At 72.2% G+C, this 17,555-nt stretch carries 15 protein-coding genes; 6 read left to right on the top strand and 9 right to left on the bottom strand.

Annotated features, from left to right (window positions below; genetic code table 11):
* Window positions 1–42: 42 nt before the first annotated feature.
* The 5 genes from IE108_RS08600 (at window position 43) to IE108_RS08580 (ending at window position 6,069) form a co-directional block, all read left to right on the top strand.
* Window positions 43–807 (top strand): SDR family oxidoreductase, encoded by a 765-nt coding sequence (locus tag IE108_RS08600; protein WP_064731449.1) that lies wholly within the window; start codon window positions 43–45, stop codon window positions 805–807.
* 185 nt (window positions 808–992) lie between these two features.
* Window positions 993–1,457: a hypothetical protein gene (locus tag IE108_RS08595; protein ID WP_064732103.1), complete on the top strand. Its 465-nt coding sequence runs from the start codon at window positions 993–995 to the stop codon at window positions 1,455–1,457.
* A gap of 113 nt (window positions 1,458–1,570) precedes the next feature.
* Window positions 1,571–2,620, top strand: coding sequence for an enoyl-CoA hydratase/isomerase family protein (locus tag IE108_RS08590; RefSeq protein ID WP_064732104.1), 1,050 nt, complete (start codon window positions 1,571–1,573; stop codon window positions 2,618–2,620).
* 304 nt (window positions 2,621–2,924) lie between these two features.
* On the top strand, window positions 2,925–3,671 hold the full coding sequence (locus tag IE108_RS08585; protein ID WP_064731450.1) for a DUF1838 family protein: 747 nt from the start codon (window positions 2,925–2,927) through the stop codon (window positions 3,669–3,671).
* Between the two features lie 235 nt (window positions 3,672–3,906).
* The gene (locus tag IE108_RS08580; protein ID WP_064731451.1) at window positions 3,907–6,069 is read left to right on the top strand and encodes an ATP-binding SpoIIE family protein phosphatase; all 2,163 of its coding nucleotides are present in this window, start codon (window positions 3,907–3,909) and stop codon (window positions 6,067–6,069) included.
* A 13-nt stretch (window positions 6,070–6,082) separates the two neighbouring features.
* On the opposite strand, the gene IE108_RS08575 is transcribed toward IE108_RS08580, so the two are convergent.
* The 4 genes from IE108_RS08575 to IE108_RS08560 all read right to left on the bottom strand — a co-directional run bounded on the left by IE108_RS08575 (window position 6,083) and on the right by IE108_RS08560 (window position 11,040).
* The gene (locus tag IE108_RS08575) at window positions 6,083–7,267 is read right to left on the bottom strand and encodes a beta-ketoacyl-[acyl-carrier-protein] synthase family protein (protein WP_064731452.1); all 1,185 of its coding nucleotides are present in this window, start codon (window positions 7,265–7,267) and stop codon (window positions 6,083–6,085) included.
* A 223-nt stretch (window positions 7,268–7,490) separates the two neighbouring features.
* The gene (locus IE108_RS08570; RefSeq protein WP_064731453.1) at window positions 7,491–8,786 is read right to left on the bottom strand and encodes an amidohydrolase family protein; all 1,296 of its coding nucleotides are present in this window, start codon (window positions 8,784–8,786) and stop codon (window positions 7,491–7,493) included.
* A gap of 53 nt (window positions 8,787–8,839) precedes the next feature.
* Entirely contained in the window at window positions 8,840–10,111 is a 1,272-nt protein-coding gene (locus IE108_RS08565) for an amidohydrolase family protein (protein ID WP_064731454.1), read from the bottom strand.
* A gap of 143 nt (window positions 10,112–10,254) precedes the next feature.
* A complete protein-coding gene (locus tag IE108_RS08560) occupies window positions 10,255–11,040 on the bottom strand; it encodes a GntR family transcriptional regulator (protein WP_079163775.1) in 786 nt (261 codons plus the stop codon).
* A 9-nt stretch (window positions 11,041–11,049) separates the two neighbouring features.
* Between IE108_RS08560 and IE108_RS08555 the strand changes: the two genes are divergently transcribed.
* A complete protein-coding gene (locus tag IE108_RS08555; protein WP_064731456.1) occupies window positions 11,050–11,322 on the top strand; it encodes a DUF3253 domain-containing protein in 273 nt (90 codons plus the stop codon).
* A 4-nt stretch (window positions 11,323–11,326) separates the two neighbouring features.
* Here IE108_RS08555 and IE108_RS08550 read toward each other — a convergent pair whose 3' ends face one another.
* The 5 genes from IE108_RS08550 to IE108_RS08530 all read right to left on the bottom strand — a co-directional run bounded on the left by IE108_RS08550 (window position 11,327) and on the right by IE108_RS08530 (window position 17,247).
* Window positions 11,327–12,766 (bottom strand): FGGY-family carbohydrate kinase, encoded by a 1,440-nt coding sequence (locus IE108_RS08550; RefSeq protein ID WP_064731457.1) that lies wholly within the window; start codon window positions 12,764–12,766, stop codon window positions 11,327–11,329.
* A gap of 86 nt (window positions 12,767–12,852) precedes the next feature.
* Complete coding sequence (locus IE108_RS08545; RefSeq protein ID WP_064731458.1) at window positions 12,853–14,316, bottom strand: FAD-binding oxidoreductase; 1,464 nt, start codon at window positions 14,314–14,316, stop codon at window positions 12,853–12,855.
* A gap of 52 nt (window positions 14,317–14,368) precedes the next feature.
* Window positions 14,369–15,145, bottom strand: coding sequence for an SDR family NAD(P)-dependent oxidoreductase (locus IE108_RS08540; protein WP_064731459.1), 777 nt, complete (start codon window positions 15,143–15,145; stop codon window positions 14,369–14,371).
* Window positions 15,146–15,159: 14 nt separating this feature from the next.
* Window positions 15,160–16,467 (bottom strand): MFS transporter, encoded by a 1,308-nt coding sequence (locus IE108_RS08535; RefSeq protein WP_159394649.1) that lies wholly within the window; start codon window positions 16,465–16,467, stop codon window positions 15,160–15,162.
* A gap of 210 nt (window positions 16,468–16,677) precedes the next feature.
* Entirely contained in the window at window positions 16,678–17,247 is a 570-nt protein-coding gene (locus IE108_RS08530; protein WP_226484567.1) for a glycerol-3-phosphate responsive antiterminator, read from the bottom strand.
* Window positions 17,248–17,555: the final 308 nt, after the last annotated feature.

The raw sequence follows: 17,555 nt of genomic DNA, 5'->3' as shown, positions 1-17,555 counted from the left end.
CGGTCTCTGCACCCGGGCCGGCGCACCGGACACGATCGAGCCATGGACATCTCCCGAAACACCGTCTTCATCCCCGGCTCCACCAGCGGAATCGGCCTCGCCCTCGCCCTCGAACTGCACGCCCGCGGCAACAAGGTCATCGTCGGCGGACGGCGCGCCGAACTGCTCGCGCGGATCGCCGCCGAGCACCCCGGCATCGACACGGTACGGATCGACACCGGCGACGCCGGGAGCATCGCGGCCGCCGCCGCGCAGGTGCTGGCCGACCACCCCGACCTCAACGTCCTGGTCACCATGGCCGGCATCATGCGCACCGAGGACTGGCACGATCCCGCCACGTTCCTCGCCACCGCCGAGGCCACGGTGACGACCAACGTCCTCGGCCCGATCCGCCTCGTCGCCGCCTTCGTCGAACACCTGCGGACCCGCCCGGACGCCACGATCATGACCGTCTCCTCCGGTCTGGCGTTCACCCCCCTGAAGGCCACACCCAGCTACAACGCGTCGAAGGCCGCGATCCACATGCTCAGCGAGTCCGTCCGGCTCCAGCTCGCCGACACCTCGGTGAAGGTCGTGGAACTCGTGCCGCCTTCCGTCCGCACCGCGCTGCTGCCCGGCCAGGAGGACAACGAGCACGCCATGCCGCTCGACGAGTTCGTCACCGAGGCCGTCGGTCTGATCGAGTCCCGGCCCGACGCCAAGGAGATCCAGGTGGAACGCGTGAAGTTCCTCCGCTACGGCGAGGCCCGCGGCGACTACGACCAGGTCGTCGCGGCACTCAACGACACCGACCCGCACGGGAAGTAGCCCCCGAGGCGGACCGGGCACCCGCGTCCGTACCGGCCCGACCGGGCGATCTTCTTCGCGAATGGCCGTAAACAGATGTCAACGGCGTACAACCACCGAACAGGCGCAAAGGTCTCAACGGGTGGCTTCAGCAACACCATGGGGAGGCCAGTCCGCATACGGATAGAGGTGCCATGAAGCGTTCCATGCAAGCCGTGGGAGCGTCGTTGATCGCCGTCGGGGCCATCGGGGCGGGGCTGCTGGCGACGGCCCCCGCCGCCGGCGCGGCCACCAACGGGGCGAGCGCCGCGTACAACGGGGTCTGCGGCTCCGGCTACAAGGTGGTGAACTCCATGCCGATCGGGACGACCGGCACGGTCTACCTCACCTACAACTCGTCGACCGGCAAGAACTGCACGGTGACCATCCGCAACACCACCGGCACACCGACCTACATGGTGGCCTACGTGCGCAACGTGGACTCCGGAGAGGAGATGTACGACGCGGACGACTACCGCTCCTACGCGGGACCGGTGTACGCGTTCGCGCGCGGCGCCTGCGTGGAGTGGGGCGGCGTCATAGGCAACCTGCAGGCCTGGAACTACGGCTCCAACTGCGGCACCCTCGCCGCGAAGGGACCGCAGAAGGACTGGTTCGCCGGCCGGCGGTGACACCGGCCCACAGGGGCTCGGCGACGACCAGGGGCTCCGCCCGCGGCGGGGCCCCGCACCACGTGCCGGACCCGCCGGGACCGGGTGTGGGCCCCGCCGAGTACGGTGTCGAGATGAACGGCACCGAGGCACCCGTCCTGCTGCGCACCGCCGGCCGGGCGGCCCACATCACCCTCAACCGTCCCAGGGCCCTGAACGCCCTCACCCACGAGATGGTGCTGCGCATCGACGAGGCGCTCACGCGCTGGGAGCACGATCCCGCGGTCGAGGTGGTCGTCCTCACCGGCGCGGGGGAGCGCGGCCTGTGCGCCGGCGGTGACATCCGGGCGATCCACGACGACGCCCGGGACGGCGACGGCACCGCCTCGGCCGCCTTCTGGCGCGACGAGTACCGCCTCAACGCCCGCATCGCCCGCTACCCCAAGCCCTACGTCGCCGTCATGGACGGCATCGTCATGGGCGGCGGCGTCGGCGTCTCCGCGCACGGCGGCGTCCGCGTCGTCACCGAGCGGTCCAGGATCGCCATGCCGGAGACCGGCATCGGCTTCGTGCCCGACGTCGGCGGCACCCACCTGCTCGCCCACGCCCCCGGCGAGACCGGCACCCACCTCGCCCTCACCGGCGCGCAGATCGGCGCCGCCGACGCCCTGCTGTGCGGGCTCGCCGACCACCACGTGCCCTCCGCCGCGCTGCCGGCCCTTCTCGACGACCTGTCCGCACGGCCCGTCGGCGAAGCGGTGGCCCGGCACACCCAGACGCCCCCGCCGGGCACCCTGGCCGCGCACCGCGCATGGATCGACGCCTGCTACGCCACGGACGACGTCGAGGAGGCCGTACGGCGGCTGTACGACCACGGCGATGCGGCCGCCAAGGAAGCCGCGGAGACCCTGCTCACCAGGTCGCCGACCTCCCTCAAGGTCACCCTGGCCGCCCTGCGCCGCGCCCGGCGGCTGGACTCCCTGGAACGGGTCCTGGACCAGGAGTACCGCGTCTCCTGCGCCGCGCTGACCGCACCCGACCTGGTGGAGGGCGTCCGCGCCCAGATCATCGACAAGGACCGCGATCCGCGCTGGTCGCCGGCCACCCTCGCCGAGGTCGCCGACGCGGACGTCGAGCGCTTCTTCGCCCCGCTCGGCGAGCGCGAACTCGCCCTCGCGCCGTGACCGCACCTCCGTCCTCCTAGGGCCTGTCTGACAATTCCCGTCGTCGCCCGGAGGGCGGCCTTGCGTCGTCAGGTGCGTGCTCTCGCCGTGCCGGGCGTAGAGCCTCGTACCGGTTGTACTTGGCTCTGCGCCCGGTGCGGCGAGAGTGCGTGCATGGCGTCGCGAGGCAGACGGGAATTGTCAGACAGGCCCTAGGGGGCGCTCCGGCGACCCGGCGGGGCTCCACGCAATCTTTGGGCCAATTCCGGGCCGCCCCCGCCCATTTCCCGCCGGCCCGTACCGATGATCGCGCAGAGTGTCTCCCATGACGACACCCGTGGAACAGCTCCGAGCCCTCGCCCGCACCCGTGCCTCGCTGGACGGTGCGGAGGTCACGTACTGGTGGACCGGCGACGTCTACGCCTGGGGTCCCGACGAGCCCTACGAGCGGGTCTTCGGATTCGAGGGAGTCAACGTCGGCCGCCTCGTCCAGGACGCCGACGCCGGCCCCGACGCCTACCGGCTGCTCACCCGGGAGGCCGCGTTCTACCTCGACCCCGTCACCCGCGAGATCCTGGAGACCTGGCAGGACCGGCCGGTGGTGCACGTCTGGAACGACCCGGCGAACCAGAAGTGGCGCCCGTTCCCCGTCCCGACGACCGAGCTGGGCGGACAGGTCTGCTTCAGCCTGGAGATCCCGCTCGCCTACCCTTCACCGCTGCCGGTCGCGCAGTACCCGCTCCACTCGGCCGGCGACACCTACAAGGCGCTGGAGCTGTTCCAGTTCTTCGCCGACCGCACCGACCTCGCGGGCCCCGCACCGAGCGTGCCGGCGACCATGTCGTGGTCGCGGATGTCCCCGTGGCTCCCCTGGATGGCCCGCGGACAGCGCCCCGGCGGCCTCACCTTCCACTGCCGGGGACGCAAGCTCGGCGCGTACACGGAGGTGCCGGAGCGCACCCGCGCCTACATCGCCGGCCACCACCCCGAGTTCGCCCACGCCCCGGAGCGGTGGAGCGAGCCCAACGAGACCAGCTGGACCTACTTCCGCAGGCTCAACCCGCCCGAGTAGCCACCCCCGGCAGATGTGGTTGTGTGTGCATTTACTCGTGTTCGAGCATGCCTGTCCGGGCTCTCTGGAGGAGGCCCGGGCGGCTGCGCTCAGACCGGCCCCGCGACGCCGGCGTGGGCGAAGCCGCCCGGGGTGTTATTGAATGAGATGTGCGGCCGGGATCTCGGGGACCTGCCGCACGGGTCCGGTTACGGTCCGGCGGTGTGCCGGGGCCGGAGCGAGCTGAGAGAGCCGTATGGACACACCCTCTCCTTCGTCCTCTTCGTCCTCGTCGCCTTTCGACCTGGTCAGCAGCGCGCTGGGCAAGTACATCCCGCACGGCCAGGCGAGCGCCGCCCGGTCCGCGGCGACGGACGGGGACACCGCCCGAGTACGGGTCCACCCCGGCCCGCCCGCCGGCCGCCAGGAGCAGATACTCGGCGCGGTCAACCTGGACCAGGAACTGCGCGTCACGCGCAGCAACCTCGACGCGCCCGTGTTCGCGGGACTGGAGATCGTCCCCGGCACCCCCTTCGTCGACCTGCTGCCGCCCTGGGACGTACCGACGGTCACCCGGCGGCTGCGCCAGGTCCTGGAGACCGGTGAGGCGCATGTCGCCCGGGTCCAGCGGCTGCGCCGCGCCGACGGCTCGGAGCTGGTCGTCTCGATGAGCATCCTGTCCGCCGCCGCGCCGCAGGAGGGCCTGACGGTCTCCCTGATCGCCATGGCCAGGAGGCTGCACCTGTACGCCGCCGAGACCGCGATCGGCACCTCGCTGGACGTCGGGGAGACCGCGCAGTCGCTCGCGGAGTCGCTGCTGGCCTGGGGGGACGTGGCCGCCATCGACCTGGACTTCGCCGTATGGACCGGCGAGGGCGTCACCGAGCACGGGCAGGGCCGCATCCGGCTGCGGCGGGCGGCCCTGGTGCCGGACCGCGTCTGGCCCGAAGGGTATGTCACTCCGGGTGACGACCTGCCCAAGGAAGCGAGTCATCTGCTCTCGCGGACCATCCGGCGGGGCGACGCCGCGCGGGCCGTCGTCATCCCCGACCGGAAGTCCGTCGAGCGGCTCCTCGGCAGCGCCAAGCTGATGCGCGCCCTGGTCCCGAGCGACCGGTCGGCCGGGGTCGCCTGCATCCCGCTCGTCCTCGACGGCTCGCCGCCCGTCGTCCTGGGGGTCGCTGAGGTGTGGCGGCGGTCCGACCGCCCCTTCAACGACAGCGAGCTGCTCGACCTCCAGGAACTGGTGGCCCGGACCTCCCACCACGTCGACCTGGCCCGCCAGCACCAGCGCGAGCACACCCAGGTGCTGGCCCTCCAGCGCCGGCTGCTGCCGCGCACCGGCGGCGACACGGTCGAGACCGCCAGCGTCTACCAGCCCGCCACCCCGGACAGCGCGGGCGTCGGCGGCGACTGGGTCAACAGCTTCCCGCTGCCCGACGGCCGCACCGCCCTCGTCGTCGGGGACGTCGTCGGCCACGGCCTGGGCGCCGCCGCGACCATGGGCCAGCTGAGCATGGAGGCCCGCGCGCTGCTCTCCGCCGGTCTCGCGCCGGACGAGGTGCTGGAGCACCTGGACAAGACCGTGACAATGCTGGACGACGCCGAGACGGGCCTGACCGCCGGATACAGCGCCCTCGGGTCGACCTGCTGCATCGCCGTGTACGACCCCGTCAGCCATCGCGTGGCCTTCTCCAGCGCGGGCCACCTCCCGCCGATCCTGGTGCTCCCCGACGGACGGGCCGCCCCGCTCGCGGTCCGGCCGCATCCCGGACTCGGCGCGGAGTTCGCCCTGCGCGAGCCCTTCGGGGTGCACACGTTCGCCGCGCCCCCGGGAACCATGCTCGCCCTCTACACCGACGGGCTGGTGGAGGACCCGGCCGTGCCGATCGACGAGGGCATCGGCAGACTGGCGGACGTCGTGTCCACGGTGCACCCCTGGGACGCCCTGGAGGAGGCCGCGAGGTGGGTGGTCTCCGGCCTGTCGCCACCGCGCGGGCGCGACGACGTGACCCTGCTGCTGGCCCGCATGATCGGCTACCGCAAGGGGGACACCGCCACCTGGCGGCTGCCCGCCCGCGACGACGCGGCGACCCGGGCCCGCACCCTGGTCTCCGCGCTGCTGCGGGAGTGGCGCGTCAGGGACGACACCCGGGACCGGGTGCTGCTCCTGGTCAGCGAGCTGGTCACCAACGCGGTCCGGTTCGCCGGCGGCCCCGTCACGGTACGGCTGATCAGGGCCGGCCACGGGCTGCTGTGCGAGGTGGGCGACACCGGCAACGGCCGGCCCCGCCTCGGCCGCGGCCACCCGCTCGACGACGGGGGCCGGGGCCTGCACGTCGTGCACCGGCTCACCGCGCGGTGGGGGGTGCGGTGGACCGACGACGGCAAGGTGGTCTGGGCCGAGGTGGCGAGGTGAGGGCCCGCGGGTGCTACAGCCACTGCCCTTCGAGGGCGGTCGCCGTGAGGCCGGGCGCAGCCGCGTACAGCACGGCGCGGCTGCCCGGCGCCTGCCCGGCGTCGTGCGCCCGGCGCAGGATGTCGAACACGGCGGCGCCGCCGCGGTTGCCGCTCGTGTAGCTGTCCCGGCTGTGGTCCAGCAGCCCCGACGGCCACTCCTCGGGCATGGTCTGCTCCATGTACTCCAGCACCCGCGTCCCGCCGGGGTGCGCGAGCAGGACGTCGGGGTGCCAGGAGTGCGGGTCGTCCCGGTAGCGCTCGTCCAGCCACTCCCACATGGCGGTGACCGTGTTCTGCACGGCGCGCGGGCCGCGCCGGTCCATCACGAAGTGGGTGCCGTCCGCCCGCGTCTCCAGGCGGTGCAGGTCCTGGGTGTCCGGCAGGGTGTGGTTCCAGGAGGCGTCCAGCCGCAGCACCGACTGGGGCCGCGGGCGGCCGGTGACCACCGCGGCGACCGCGGTGTCGGCGAAAAGCAGCCGGACGATCAGGGACTCCAGGGTGTCGTCCGCGGGCTGGTACGTCGTGCTCAGGGCCTCGGAGATCACGACCAGCACCACCCGGTCGGGGTCGGCCGCCACGAGGTCGGCCGCGAGGGCCAGGGAGCGGGTCCCGGCCACGCAGGCCCACTGCGAGGCCGGCAGCAGCATCGCGTCGGAGCGCAGGGGGAGCCGGTTGGCGAGGGCGACGTCCAGGCCCGGCAGGGCGGGGGTCGTGGAGTTGCTGGTGATCAGGCAGTCGACGTCCGAGACGTCCAGCCCGGCGATCTGGAGGGCGCCGCGGGCGGCCCGCTCCCCGTAGGCCTGCACGGCCTCCCAGGCCGGCGCGGTGCGCTCCTGCACGGTCTGCGGTGCGGGCACGGCGTCCAGGGCGGCGATCACGCGGTCCACGTCCTGCTCGGTGAACCCGTCACGGGCCAGCGCCGCCCGGGCGGGTCCGGCACCGGTCGCCGCCAGGGCGCCCGAGGCGCCGGGTGCGACGGCGGTCTCCAGGGGCAGCATCCAGCCGCGGCTCTCGATGCCGGTGCTCGCCGCGATGGAGTCGATCCGCGGGGCCCACGCCGCGTGCGGGTGCCGCTCGCGGACCTCCTCCACGATCTGGCTGGTCTTGACGGCGTGCTCGCCGTGTATGACGGCGGGCGGGCACAGGTATGCGGCCACGGTTCGCACCTTTCTCCGGTGAACAAGAGAGGGAAAGACCCGAGTGCTGTGGCATGGCTCACTCCAGCACCCCACGTCCAAGTCCATGCCGGCGCGCGTCACTTCGGGCGCCGGCATCTTCTTCGAGCATGGAGTCAAAAAGGGCATTTGCGCTGTGACCCACACAACTTGGACCGCTCTTGTCCTGCGTGACCCTCCCCACACCCCGCGCCGCGGGTGCCTCTCAGACCAGTTCGCCGTCCCGGGCCACCACCCGCCCGCCGTGCACGACCAGGTCCCGCCGGGGCATGTCGACCAGGACCTGCGGCAGGCACTCGCCGCGCACGAGCACGAAGTCGGCGGGTGCCCCCGGCCGCAGGTCGGCCCGCGGCAGGCCCATCACGTCCGCACCGCCGTGCGCGCCGACGTCGTAGCAGGCGGACAGCTCGTCGTCGAGGCGTACGTCCGTGACCCAGCCCAGGATGTGGGCGCGGTGCAGCATGTCCGCGTTGCCGAACGGGCTCCAGGAGTCGCGCACTCCGTCCGAGCCGAGCCCGACCCGGACGCCGTACTCGCGCAGCGTCGCCACGGGCAGCACCAGGGACTCGTTCGGCGCGACCGTCGTCAGGGCGATGTCCAGGTCCGCCAGGTCCCGCGCCGTGGCGTGCAGTTCGCGCTCGGCGAGGAACGGGAGGCAGAAGACGTGGCTGACCGTCACCCGGCCCCGCAGGGACAGGGAACGGGTGCGGTCGATGATGCCGCGCAGGACCCGCGTCCCCTTCTCGTCCCGGTCGTGCAGGTGGATGTCCACACCGACGCCGTGCCGGTCGGCGAGGTCGAAGACCAGGTCGAGCTGCTCCTCGGGCGCCTGGTCGAAGCTGATCGGGTCGATGCCGCCGATCAGGTCGACCAGCCCCTCGCGGGCCGCCGTGGCCAGGAGTTCGGCCGTGCCGGGCGTGCGGACCACACCGTGCTGGGGGAAGGCCACGATCTGCACGTCCAGCGCGCCCTTCAGGCGCTCCCGCGCCTCGGCGACACCCTCCACCCCGGCGAGGCCGTAGGCGGGGGCCACGTCCGCGTGGGCGCGCATGGCCCGGGTGCCGCGGGTCACCGCGTGCGCCATCAGGCCGTACGCCCGCTCGCCGACGGGCCGGCGCTGGGAGCGGTACAGCTCGACGTCCTGCTCGCAGTACTCGGCGATGCCGCTCGCCGGTTCGCGCGACACCCAGGCACCGCCCCAACTGGTCTTGTCGGGATGGATGTGCGCGTCGACGAGCGCGGGCAGCACGAGCCTCCCGCCGCCGTCGACCACCTCGGCGCCCCTCTGGGCGGGCCCGTCCGTCATCCGGCCGTCGCGGACGGTCAGGTCGACCGTGCCGGACCGCCCCGGCACGCGCACGTCGCGGAACACGACGGCGCCACGGCCCCGGGACGCCGGGCCGGACGAGGCGTGTGCCGTCGTGGCGGCGAACGCCGCGGCACCGCCGAGCGAGGCGGCGCCGGCGAGGACGTTGCGCCGGGACAGGGGCGGGGGAGTCATACCGTTCTCCTTCGGGTGGGGGAGGTGAGACCGGAGAGGGGGACGGGCGGCGCTCAGACGGGGATGCCCGAACGCACCACCCGGGACGGCTTCTTGAGGAGCGACAGGTCGGCCAGCGGGTCGCCGGGCACCAGGACCAGGTCGCCCGCGTGGCCGGGCGTGGGACGGCCCGCGACGCCGTGGAGGCCGAGCAGCCGCGCCGCCTGCGTCGTCGCCGTGCGGAGGGCGTCCAGGGCCGTGAGACCGGCGGAGCGCATCAGTTCCACCTCGCGGCCGATCGGGTCGACCGTGCCGCCGGAGGAGTCGGTGCCCGCGGCCAGCGGCACCCCCAGCTCGTGGGCCGCCAGCACCGCCTGCCGCAGGACCGGCAGGTAGGCGCGGCCGCGCTCGGCGAGCACCGGGTCGGAGGACTCGGCCAGACCCGCGATCGCGGTGAGGGTGGGCGTGAAGTACGTGTCGCGGCGCCGCATCTCGTGCAGGGTGCGCTCGCCGACGAACACCCCGTGCTCCAGGGAGCGGATGCCGGCGGTCACCGCGTCGTGGCAGCCCCGCTCGCTGTAGCTGTGGCAGAGCACGCCCTTGCCGCCGCGCCGCGCCGCCGCCACCACCTCGCTGAGCTGGGCGTGCGAGTAGACCTGCGCCAGCGGGTCCTGGTCGGGCAGCCCGGCCCGCTCGTTGACCCGCGTCTTGACCACGTCGGCACCGCGCGCCAGGTTGACCCGTACGACGTGGCGCAGGGCCTCGGCGGAGCGCACCCCGTCCTTCAGCCCGGCCAGCGCGGCGAGTTGCGGGTCGGCGAGCACGGTGTCGCCCAGGTCGGGCGTGACGAAGACGCCGGCCGCCCGCAGCCGGGGCGCCATGCCCGGCACCCGGCGGGCCAGTTCGCGTACGGCGATGTCCTGGTAGAAGTTCGTGGAGCCGCTGCGCGCGCTGGTCGCGCCCTTGCGGACGGCGTCCCGCGCCTCGGCCGCGGTGTTGAGGTGGATGTGCGCGTCGATCAGGCCGGGCAGGACCCACTGGCCGTGTGCGTCCAGTCGCTCCACCCCCGCGGGGGCCGCCGTCCTGCCGCGGGCTCCGGCCGCGCGCACCACGCCGTCCCGGATCACCACGACGGCGTCCTCGGTGACGTCGCCGGTCGCGGGGTCGAGGAGGGTGCCGCCCTCGACGACCAGATCGCCGCCGCGCGGCCGCCGGTCCGGGGCGGACGCGGCCGCGCTCCCCGCGGAACCGAGCGCGGCGGCGGTGCCTGCCAGGGCGGCGGAGGCGGCGAGCACGCCGCGGCGGGTCAGTCGGGCGGACGGGGGTTCGGACGGCTCGACGCACATGGCTGGGCTCCTGGTGGGGGAGGGGGGAGCCGAGGCAGGGGAAGATCTACCCGGCCCGCCAGTTTGTATACCAACTGACGGGCGCGGGGCAAGGGTATGCGGTTCTTTCCCTGCGCATCCGCACCAGGGCTGCACATGTGAAGTTACTTGGTATACAAAGAGGTGTCGCCGAAGAGTGATCGCAGTGCCACGGCACGGCTGTCCCGGACGTGCAGGAGGGTGCTCGCGGCGGCGGGCTCCTCGTCGCCCGCGGCGATGTGCCGGAAGATGTCGGCGTGCTGGGCCCGCATGTGCGCGGGCTCGGCGCGCATGCCGAACAGGAGCTGCAACTGCCAGCCGAGCTGCTCCATGGTGCGGGCCAGCAGCGGGTTGCCGCAGAGCGCGACGATCCGCTCGTGGAACTCCGTGTGCGCCGCGACCTCCAGCGCCCCCTCGTCCGCCCCGGCGGCCTCCTCGGCCCGCGCCAGTGCGGCGCGCAGCGCCTCCAGCTCCGGCGGCGGCCCGTCCGCCGCCGCCACCCGGCGGGCGGCGAGCCGCGAGGCCTGCACGGCCAGGGGCTCCCACACCTCGTACAGGTACCGCACGTCGGCCCGCTCCAGCCGCCGCACCCGTACGCCGCTGTGCGGCAGCAGCTCCAGCAGCCCCTCGGCGACCAGCGCGCGCAGCGCCTCGCGGACCGGCACCCGGGACATCCGCAGTTCCTCGGCGACCTCCCGTTCGACCAGCCGCGTCCCCATGGGGTACCGGCGGTCCACGATCCGCTCGCGCACGGCCTCGCGGGCCAGCGCGCTCAGCGACGTCCGGGCCCGGCCCGCTTGCTCTGTGCCGCCTGCCACGTGCACCGTCCTCGTCCTCGTAGTCGGAGCGAGGATACGTTCGCCGGGGTCGCCGGATCCCGCCGGCGGGCGCGAGGGGCCGCCGGTCGCCATACTGGCCGGGTGGCGGACCAGGAGGAGCGGACGGTCCGGCGCCTGGAGCGAGCCATCCTGGAACTCCTGGAGCGCCAGCGTCCGGACGCGACGATCTGCCCCTCGGACGCGGCGCGCGCGGCGCACGAGGGGGACGACGACGGCTGGCGGGACCTCATGGAGCCGGCCCGCCGGGCGGCCGGTCGCCTGGCCGAGGCCGGCGAGGTCACCGTGACCCAGCGCGGCCGGCCCGTCGACCCGGCCACGGCACGCGGCCCCGTCCGCATCGGCCGCGCCCGCTGACGGCTCAGCCGAAGAGGTCGTACGTACGGCGGTAGAGCGCGTCGGTGCGCTCGCGGACGTCACGGTGGACCGCTTCGAGGCGGCGGTAGAGGGCGTGGTTGTCCGGGTCCGGATGGAAGACCTCACCGGCGCGGACCATCCGGGCCGCGGCCTCCTCGAAGTCCGCGTACACGCCGACCCCCACCGCCGCGCAGATCGCGGCTCCCAGGCCCGCGGCGCTGGACGCCGCCGCACGGCGGGCCGGCAGACCGTGCACGTCGGCCTGGATCCGCATCATCAGGTCGGAGCGCGACCCGCCGCCCGAGACGACGACCTCGCGGTGGGACGTGCCCAGTTCCCATGCCATGCGCTCCGTCGTCTCGTGGACGGTCATCGCGAGGGCCTCCAGGATGGACCGGTAGACGTGGAAGCGGCCGTGGCGTCCGTCGAAGCCCAGCATCGTGCCCTTGCGGAAGGGCGCCTCGCCCGGCGCGAGCCAGTCGAGGACGGTCATCAGCCCCTCCGACCCCGGCGGCACCTTCGCCGCCTCGGCGCCCAGGTAGTCCTCCACGTCGAGACCGGCCGCGCGCGCCCGCGCGAACGCCTCCTCGCCGAGCAGGTCGCGGTACCAGGACACGGTCCACATGCCGCGTCGCACACCGCCGGACTCGTAGAGGTAGGCGTGCGGCTCGGCCGCGTAGTTGACCCAGAAGTCCCGCGGATCCGCGACGTTGCGCGGGCCGGTCGCCATGCCGGCCACATAGGTGCCCAGCGAGACGAGGAGCGTGTCGGGGGAGCGCAGCCCGCACCCCAGGGCCTCGACCGCCTTGTCGTTGGCCGTGGCGACCACGGGGAGACCGGCGGGGATGCCGGTGTGCCGGGCCGCCTCCTCGGTGACCTCGCCGAGGACGTCGCCGGGCAGCACGAGGTCGAAGAGGAGTTCGCGCCGCAGACCGAGCTTCGCGATCTTGGCGTCGTCGTCGCTCCACTGCCATGTGTCCGGGTCCAGCGGCCACATTCCGGCGTAGTTGGCCGCCGTGTCGCGGAACTCGCCCGTCATCCGGTGGCCGATGTACCCGGAGCTGGTCGTGACGCGGGCGGCCTCGGGATCGGTCTCCCGGTAGGGCAGGCCCACCCGCTCGTCCATCCAGCTCATCACGGGCTGGGCGAGCGTGCCGTCCGCCTTGAGCACGGCCCGGCAGAAGCGGATCGTGCACAGGCCCACCCCCACGATGTCCGCCGGGTCCCCGTCGAACGCCGCGAGCGCGGCCCGGCTCGCGGCGCCGATCGACGTCCACAGGTCGTCGTCCGGGTGCTCCACGACGCCGGGCCGCGGGGTGTCGTAGGGGCGCAGCGCGGCGCGGCCCTCGCTGACGACCCGGCCGTCGGTGCCGAAGACGGTCACCTTCGACGACTGCGAGCCGTTGTCGATGCCGATGAGGTAGCGGGGACGGGCGCTGGACATGGCCACTCCGGGGAGGTCGTGCGGGTCGGGGAAGGAGCGGGACCCCGGCCGTCGTGACGGCGGCCGGGGCCGGCTGGGAGTCTGGCTCAGGCGTCCATCGGGAAGATGGTGCCCTTGTTCATGATCCCGTTGGGGTCGAAGGCCTCCTTGAGCTTGGCGAGGATCTGGTACGCGCTGCCGTGCTCCTGCGTGGTCCACGGGGCGCGGTACTTGCCGATGCCGTGGTGGTGGACCATGGAGCCGCCCACCTTCAGCGCCTCCTCGACGATGATCGCGTTGAGCGGGATGTGGTACTTCTCGATCTCCTCGCGCGGCTCGCAGTCGATCCGGTAGTCGTAGACGAAGTACAGGTTCGTGCCCGTCTGGTAGCTGTGCGAGGAGTGGGCGCCCAGCATCACCAGGTCGTCGGCGGCCGGGAACTCGGTGCGGATGCGGCGGATCACGTTCTCGTACAGCTCGACGGTCCGCGACCAGTCGACGGAGACCTCGGTGGTGTAGCCGAGTTCGGCCTTGGCGAGCATGACCTGCTTCTCGGCCTCGATCTTGTCGACGCCCCAGTTGAGGTTGTCGAACCAGTCCTCGATCAGCCCCGGGTCGACCTTCTCGTGCGGGTACTGGTCCAGCACCCGCACGATCTCCTCGCTGGTGGCGCGCACGAGGCCCTTGGGTCCCTCCGCCACGAAGACGACGACGACCTTGCCCCGGTAGAAGTGCGAGAAGTGCTGGCGGGCGTCCTCGGGCGAGTAGACCCGGACGACCGACGGCTTGAACCCGTTCGTGACGACCTCGCGGATCGCCTTGACGCCGGTGGCCATGTCGTCGACGAGGAAGCCGTGGAACTCGTTGTTCTCCGGCTGGTACTTGAAGACCTTGACGGTCACCTCGGTGATGTAGCAGAGCGCGCCCTCGTTGCCGATGACGACGTGCCGGATGTCCGGGCCGGCCGCGCGGCGCGGGACGTTCTTGATGCGGGTGACCGAGCCGTCGGGGAAGACCGCCTCCAGGCCGACCACCATGTCCTCGATCGCGCCGTACAGCGTGGAGAACTGGCCGATGGAGCGGGTCGAGACGAGCCCGCCGTACTGCGCGAGCGGCTTGGACTGCGGGGAGTGGCCCGTGGTGAGCCCCTGTTCGCGCAGCTTGTCCTCGAGGACCTGGAGCGGCACCCCGCACTCGACGGTCACCTGCATGTTCTCGGCGTCGACCGAGAGGATGCGGTCCAGACCGGAGCCGTCCAGCACGATGGTGTCCTCGACCGCGGTCTCGAGGCCGCCCTCGGTGCCGGTGCGGCCGGTGCGCGCGACCACGTTGATGCGGTTGTCGTTGGCGAAGGCCAGGACCTTCGAGACGTCCTCGGTGGAACGGGCGTTGACGATCGCGGCCGGGAGCGGGGCGTCGAAGATGCCGTGGACCGACTGGTACTTCTTGAACCGGTCGACGCTCGCGAGCTTCAGCTCCTCGGTGTCGGTGACGACCTGGTCGGCGGTGAGCAGGCCGGTGAGGCGGGCGACGATGTCTTCGCGGGTGAGCTTGGAGAGCGACTGGGCCATGGTGATCTACCTCTTGGTGTGCGGTGCGTGGGGGAGGGTGCGGCGTGGGGGATCAGCGGACCAGGTAGCCCCCGTCCACCGGGAGGACGTGCCCGTTGACGTAGTCCGACGCCCGGGAGGCGAGGAAGACGGTGGCGCCCATCAGGTCCGCGACCTCGCCCCAGCGGCCGGCCGGGATGTGGTCCAGGACGCGCTGGTTGGTCTCCGGGTCCGCCCGCGTCGCCTCGGTGATCTTCGTGGCGAAGTAGCCGGGCGCGATGGCGTTGACCTGGATGTTGTGCTGGGCCAGCTCGTCGCAGTACGCCTTGGTGAAGCCGACGATGCCGTGCTTGGTGGCCGCGTAGGCGGGTGACCACTGGCCGCCCAGGAAGGAGAACATCGAGGCGATGTTGATGATCTTCCCGGAACGCTGCGGAATCATGAACCGGACCGCTTCGTGGCTCAGCTCGAACGGAGCCGTGAGGTTGATGTCGACCATGGGGTCCCACTGCGCGCGGCCGAACTCCTCGACGTCCGCGATGTTGCAGATGCCCGCCGAGTTCACCACGATGTCCACCGACCCGAAGGCCTCCGCGCAGCCCTCGACGATCCGCCGGGGCACGCCCGGTTCGGTGAGGTCCGCGGCCATGAACTCCATGCGGCGTCCCTCGGCCTCGATGAGCTTGCGGGTGGTGCCGTCGTCCTCGGTGACGGAGGGCACGAAGACGTCGGCGCCCGCCTTGGCGAGGGCGAGGGAGAACGCCCGGCCCAGGCCCGTGTTGCCGCCGGTGACGATGGCGCTGCGGCCGTCGAGGGAGAAGAAGTCCCGGTCGAACTCGGTGATGTCCATGGTGATGACCTTCCTCAGAGCGCGGGGGCGGGCTCGGTGGTGGCCGGCGCGGAAGCCGCCGCACGCGCGGCCAGCTCCCTGCGGCGGATACGGATGGTGAGGGTGGTGAACAGCAGGCCCAGCAGCGCCGCGGCCAGCAGGAAGACGAACATGGTGGTGTAGCCGCCGCCGCGCTCCGGCACCGCCGGGCTGGCCGAGGGGTCGCCGATCCACCAGGCGGCGAGCGACGGCAGGAAGGCGTCCGGCAGGAACGCGATGCCGGAGACCAGGCCCAGTACGCCGCCGCGCTCGTTGGCCGGGATCTCCACCTCGCCGACGGTGGCGAAGTACACCCCCCGGCTCGCGAAGACGAACAGGCACAGCAGGAACATGAGGGCCACGGCGACCCAGCCGAAGGCCGTGCTGCGCGGCAGCACCAGGAACAGCGCGGCGGCAACGGCACACCCCACGAACATCCAGCGCAGGAAGCGGGGCGTCGACCGGGTGACCTTGTCGACGACCACACCGCCCGCGGGGCCGGCGGCGAACTGGAACACGTACGTGCGGACCACGCCGATGACGCCGATCAGACCCGCCGCGATGCCGTAGCGGGGCTCCAGGAGCGGCGAGAAATAGCCGAGCGTCGTGTAGAAGCAGTACATCATCATCACGGTGAGCCCGATGAGCCACGTGTATTTGTTCCTGGCGGCCCGCCACAACTGCTTCAGCGTGACGGTGCTGGAATCCAGCGCGGCCAGTTTTTCCTTGTCGCTCTCCACGAAGAACCAGACGAGGGCGGCGAAGACGAAGGCCAGTATTCCGTAGAGCCGGATGAGCCAGGTGACTCCGGCCGCCTGGGTCACGGCCGTGGCCACCAGCGCGGTGCCGACGAATCCCACGAGCGTGGAGGTGACACCGCGTGCGCCTTCCAGGAAACCGAAGAGCCGGCCCTGTTCCGAGGCGTCGCCGAGCATTCCGATCGCCTTGAGCAGCGCCGGCCAGTAGAGACCGGTGCCCATGACGGCCATGAGGGCGTGCGCGACGAGCGTCCCCGTGTAACCGGGGGCCTGCGCGATGTACAGGTCCAGGACGCCGGTCCCGGCCAGACCCAGTGTGACCAGGACCTTCGGCGAGAACTTGTCGGCGAACCAACCTCCCGCGAAATACATCACGATCGCCACGATGCCGAACACGGAGATGATGTTGCCGTAGTCCTGCGTCGAAAGGTGCAGCGCCTCGGCGGTGGGGCCGAGAAAGACGAAGCGGATGTAGGCGACCTGGAAGATGATGCCGCACGACATCGACAGGATCAGGAATCCCGTCCATTTCCGCGCTCGGTTCACAGTCCACCTCATTGTGGTTCGTAAGCGGGCAACAAAAAAAGAACAGCAACTCTCGCCGGGCGAGGAGTTACTGTTCTCTGGTCTCTAGTAACTGCTCCGGCGCTGAGGCCGGAGCCGATATGTGATTGTGGCGGCCGATCGGATGATCAGATGGCCGCAGGGCAAACCTAGGATGACGTTCGGGCGGGTGTCAAGGGTCCGCCGACCGCGTCACATCTCCCAGACGTCCGTATTCGACGAGGCAATGGCGGCGGCGCCCGCCTTGAGCGCGGCGAACACGTCGTCCCGGTCGCAGACCAGGCCGCCCGCGATGAGCGGCACGTCGATGTCGGCCACCACCCAGGAGATCACCCGCGGCATGCAGCCGGGCAGGATCTCCACGCAGTCCGCCTGCGAGGACCGCACCTGCGGAGCGAGCTTCCGGTACGACATCGAGTCGATGAGGAAGAAGCGGTGCACCGCGTAGAGGCCCAGCTCGCGGGCGGCGCGCACCATGAACCCCTTGGAGCTGAGGACCCCGTCCGCCGCCGTCTTCTCCTTCACGTACCGGACGACGATCTCCTTGCCGGCGAAGCCCTCCAGCAGGTCGACGTTGACCAGCACGGTGCGGCCGTCCTCCTTGAGGCGGGCCACGATGTCCGGCAGGTCCAGGACCGTGCCGAAGAGCAGGAAGACGACGCGGCAGTCGGAGCGCAGCACGGCCTCCAGGCCCTCGGCGTCCTTGACGCTGGCGACGACCGGGTTCTCCTCCAGGAGGGCGGGCAGTGGCGGGGTGTCCAAGGTGCGCTCCTAGCAGAGGCAGGCGGTGTCCTCCCAGGGTAGGACGCGCGGCCCGGACCTCGGCGTCCGGTCTCCCGCAGCCCTGCGGCACGCTCCTTGACGCGCGCTCGCGGGCCTCCCATACTGGCGGCCAAATCGATTTGGCCAAATCGATTTGGCTCTCCGTCCAGGGCCGGATCGCTGTTCCACCCCGAGCGTGCTGCAGGCCGAACGGAGTCCAACGTGACCAGTGCCCACCAGAGCCGGCCGACGAAGGCCGGACGTACCGACCGACCCCCGCGGCCCGGAGCGGCCGAACCCGCCGGCGA

Source organism: Streptomyces parvulus (assembly GCF_014648855.1).
Classification (GTDB): domain Bacteria; phylum Actinomycetota; class Actinomycetes; order Streptomycetales; family Streptomycetaceae; genus Streptomyces; species Streptomyces parvulus.
Note: the sequence above shows the minus strand (reverse complement) of the source record. Positions and strands in the feature narration are given on the sequence as shown.